This window comes from Pseudomonas sp. (assembly GCF_026224925.1).
Taxonomy (GTDB): Bacteria; Pseudomonadota; Gammaproteobacteria; order Pseudomonadales; family Pseudomonadaceae; genus Aquipseudomonas.
The window spans coordinates 1-4,466 of record NZ_JAMFRV010000034.1 but is presented as its reverse complement, the minus strand read 5'-3'; the positions used below and the strand labels follow the sequence as shown (position 1 = coordinate 4,466).

The following is a 4,466-nucleotide window of genomic DNA, read 5'->3' as shown; positions in this document are numbered from 1 at the left end:
GCAGTTCGTTCGCAACCATGCGAAGGACTACAACCTCGACCCTGACCGGCTCGAAGAGGCTATTACGCCTGCGACAACCGCCATTATGCCGGTCCATTGCTATGGCATACCCTGCAACGTTGATCGTATTCAGGAAATAGCGGATCGCTACGGGCTAAAGGTTATCTATGACGCCGCGCATGCGTTTGGCGTCCGCCATAAGGGCCAAAGTCTTCTCACCCACGGTGATATGTCGATACTCAGCTTTCATGCCACCAAGGTCTTCAACACCTTTGAAGGCGGAGCGATTATTTGCCCTGATGCGAAAACGAAACAGCGCATCGACTATTTGAAAAACTTTGGTTTTGCTGACGAAGTCACTGTGGTCGCGCCGGGCATCAACGGCAAGATGAGCGAGATAAATGCGGCGTTTGGGCTGTTGCAGCTTAAGCATATAGACGCGGCACTGCACAGAAGAAAGCGAGTCGACGCTATTTATCGCGAAGCGGTAGCGACCATACCGGGAATTGAATTGGCTTGGGCTGTGCAGGACGGGCACAACTATTCGTATTTCCCGATCCTGGTGGGTCCAGGATTCGCTCTATCAAGGGATGCGCTGTACGAACGGTTTCGTGAACAGAATATTTTAGTACGCCGTTACTTTTACCCGCTGATTACAGAATTCCCAATGTACCGAGGCCTTGAGTCAGCACGAAAAACCAATCTGCCTTTCGCCGATGATATTTCGCACCGAATACTCTGCCTACCCATTTTTGACAGCCTGACGGATGACGATATCGACAGAGTCGTTCAGATCATCAGCGCAGCTGCCAACGAGGCTTTTTAATATGCGTCAATGCCCTGTCTGTTCTTCACGGTTCCCGAACTTTCTGCCGCTGCCAAACGGCTTTTTCGATATCTTCCACCGACTAAATGTTTTTTATTCTCTGGAGGATTTCGAAACGCTCAATCTGGGTCAATACAGTTGCCCGGTCTGTGCTGCGTCAGACCGGGATCGCATGTATGCGCTGTTCGTAAAACAATTGCTGACACAACCCAGCGACCGCCCCATGCGCATTCTTGACATTGCTCCTGCGCCGGTGCTGTCCAAATTTTTACGCGCCATTACGAATGCACAATACCGTTCCGCCGACTTGTTCTCGCCACTGGCTGATGACATTGTCGACATCATGGACATGCACATCTATTCGGATAACGCGTTTGATTTCATCGTGTGTTCCCATGTGCTGGAACATGTTTTGGACGATGCAAAGGCTATTGCGGAGTTGTATCGCGTCCTGGCGCCAGGCGGGACCGCCATCCTCATGGTGCCCCTCCTGTTGACCGCCATGGAAACAGATGAAGACCCGTTTGAGAAAAGTGTCGATGAACGATGGGCACGCTTTGGCCAGGACGATCATGTACGCCTCTATGCCAAGCATGATTTTCTGCAACGACTGGGTAATGGGGGCTTTCAGGTGAAGTCGCTTGCGACTGCCGACTTCGGTCATGGCACGTTCACCAAACACGGTATTACCCAGCAATCCGTATTGCATATCGGTCAGAAAAACCACCACTGACCGACACGTTGACGCCCCTTTTCAAGCACTAGGTATTAAGATGAGCCCCTCTCGACTGGTCAGCATCGTTATTCCCGCATACAAAGCTCTTTACTTCGAAGCGTCTTTAAATAGCGCCATGCGGCAAAATCATGACGAGATTGAAATCGTGATTTGTGATGACTGCCCCACCGAGGAAATAGCCGCCATCGTCGAGAGAAAACGTGCGGCCTGTCGTTGGCCCATTCGTTACTTTCGAAACGAAGTGCAGCTGGGTGAAATCAAGAACGTAGCACGCTGTATTGCCGAGGCAAACGGGCATTACATCAAATTTCTGTATGACGATGACATTATCGTTCCTGATTGCGTGCGCCTGCTAGTCGACATACTTGAGCACAACCCTGACATCTCGCTCGCGTCCTCCCGTCGCCAGTTCATTGATGAAAACGGCGACTTTGCACCTAATGACATCGTGTTTATGTTCCCTTTTTCCCAAAGCTCGGTGTTGGAAGGTAAAACGCTAGTATCTTTCCTCGGCCAGTATATTTTCAACTTCATCGGTGAGCCTTCATCCGTCATGTGCCGCAGGGCTGACGTCTTGGCATTTGGCGACGAATTAATGTCGCTAAACGGCGAAGTGATTTATACGATCGGCGACTTGGCGATGTACGTGAAACTGTTGCGCATCGGCAATCTGGCAATTATTGACCGGACACTTTCTTATTTTCGCGTCTCTAGCATTCAATACAGCCGACACTTAAGAGACGACCCGACTCGCGCGTGGGCCTACCACGAGCTTTTTAAGCGAATGATCCGTGAGTCGGGCTGGACAAGGAAACATGGATACGCCGGGTACGTGAGTGTTGCACCGCTGTCCGACCCGTTGAATTTCAAAAGTTTCGACCTGTTATCACACGCCGTACGAAAGCCTGCAAATGACAGCGGCAGCAGCGTAAAAACCTGGCTGGAAGCTCGCGTCACTGCGGCACCTCAACGCACGCTGATAGATCAACGCCTGAGCTCACATCTCGCACCGGCGCTGCTGATCGTCATCTCAGATTTTGCAAACGACGCCGGGAATTTGCTGATCTCGCTAGAGAGCCTGTACGCCAATGACTCAGTGCTCGCGACAATCAGTGTCGCGGTCATTTCCGAGCACAACAACCTGCCCGACAGTGACCTCGGCGCACGGTTAATGTGGGCGCAAGCAACTCCAGATAATCGCGCGTTGGTGATCAACGACTTAGTCGCACGACACTCAGCATCTGACTGGATAATGCTGATTGATGCAGGCACAACATTCACGGCCAGCGGCCTACAGGCTGTCGTTGTTGGATTAATGGACACGTCTGGATCCCATGCGGTATTTGCCGACGAGTTACATCACCAGTTCAACAGTGCTCCAGGCATTGTGCTGCGCCCGGACTTTAATTTCGACTATTTGCTGAGCTTTCCACTGGTCACCTCCAGGCATTGGCTTTTCCATCGGCCAGCATTTCTCAACGCAGGTGGGTTCGACCCGCACTTCCCTCAAGCGCTGGAGTTTGACTTAATCCTTCGCCTGGTCGAGACCTATGGAATCGAAGGTTTTGCCCACATCAGCGAGCCCCTGCTGATTTGCAACGCTCCCCTCTCAGAACAAAACCCGGATGAGATATCGACGCTACAACGTCACCTCCACGCCCGTAACTACGAAAATGGCCACGTCCTTCAAACGCTCCCGCGGCGTTACCACATCCAGTACGGTCACTCTGCGCAACCGCTTGTCTCGATACTTATTACGACAAAAGGTTATCTGAATAACCTGGTGCGCTGTGTGGAAAGCGTTTTTGAAAAAACAACCTATCAAAACTACGAAATATTGATTATTGACAACGCTAGCCAAGACGCTGACACCGTTGCATGGCTTTGCGGAATCGAAGGCATGGGCAGCGAAAAAATAAAAGTGCTGCGATACCCGCATCCGTCTAGTTACTCAGCCATCAACAACATGGCTGCACAGCAGGCCAACGGTGAATACCTCGTCCTGCTTAACGACGAAACGGCTGTCCTGAGCACCACTTGGCTTGAGGAACTGCTCAACCACGCGCAGCGCCCGGAGGTGGGTATTGTCGGTGCAAAACTGCTCACCGCCGACGGTAATATTCAACATGCCGGTGTGGTTCTAGGCTTGAATGGGCCGACAAGAAACGTATTTATGCAGCAGCCTCAATCCGGCCCCAGCTATATGCAGCGCTTGGAAGTCGATCAGAACTACAGCGCGGTCAGGTCCGCCTGCTTGATGATCCGCACCTCACTTTTCCATGAAGTAGAGGGCTTGGATGAAGCGCAATTCAAGATGGCTTACAGCGACATAGATCTGTGTTTAAAAGTAGGGGCAAGCGGCCATCTAATTGTCTGGACGCCTCACGCATCGCTGCTGCATGACCCCGCGTTGAGTCAAGCGGATGGGAAAGAAGCCGACGCTTTGCAGTTAAAGGCTGAGGAGGAAAGACTTTATGCCAAGTGGCTGCCAATCATTAGCCACGACCCTGCCTATAACAAGAATTTCTCTCTCAGCGGTGCCGATTTCAGTCTGCAATTCAACAGCGACCTTAACTGGCGTCCGCTGTCATGGCGGCCGTTACCCGTTGTGCTAGGCCATCCGGCAGCCCCTTGGGACTCTGCGGCTTATCGGCTGCTCAAACCCTTTGAGACATTACGCGATCAGCTTGCCCTCGATGGCGCATTGACGCCGAACTTACTATCGGTAAGCGAGCTGGCTCAATTCAACCCTAACGCGGTGATCCTACAGCGGCGCTTGGATGACGGTAGCCTGGAAGCCATGCGCCTAATCAAAGCCTATTCAAAAACGTTCACCGTCTACGACTTGGACGAATATCCAGTACCCGACAATGACTCAGACGGCGTGCCAGACCGCCAGGCTGT

Annotated in this window: 3 protein-coding genes; all 3 read left to right on the top strand. The window is 52.0% G+C overall.

What is annotated here, in order from left to right; genetic code table 11:
* Nucleotides 1–826: DegT/DnrJ/EryC1/StrS aminotransferase family protein (locus M0974_RS01675; RefSeq protein WP_297831845.1), on the top strand; the 826-nt coding region annotated here is incomplete at its 5' end.
* Nucleotide 827: 1 nt separating this feature from the next.
* Nucleotides 828–1,559, top strand: a complete 732-nt coding sequence (locus M0974_RS01670; protein ID WP_297831843.1) for a class I SAM-dependent methyltransferase — start codon at nucleotides 828–830, stop codon at nucleotides 1,557–1,559.
* 40 nt (nucleotides 1,560–1,599) lie between these two features.
* The coding region (locus M0974_RS01665) for a glycosyltransferase (RefSeq protein WP_297831840.1) at nucleotides 1,600–4,466 on the top strand (2,867 nt) is incomplete at its 3' end.

What these genes read in the sequence shown, in the direction of transcription:
- M0974_RS01670 (WP_297831843.1), top strand. Translation starts at nt 828, where the DNA reads ATGCGTCAATGCCCTGTCTGTTCTTCACGGTTCCCGAACTTTCTGCCG.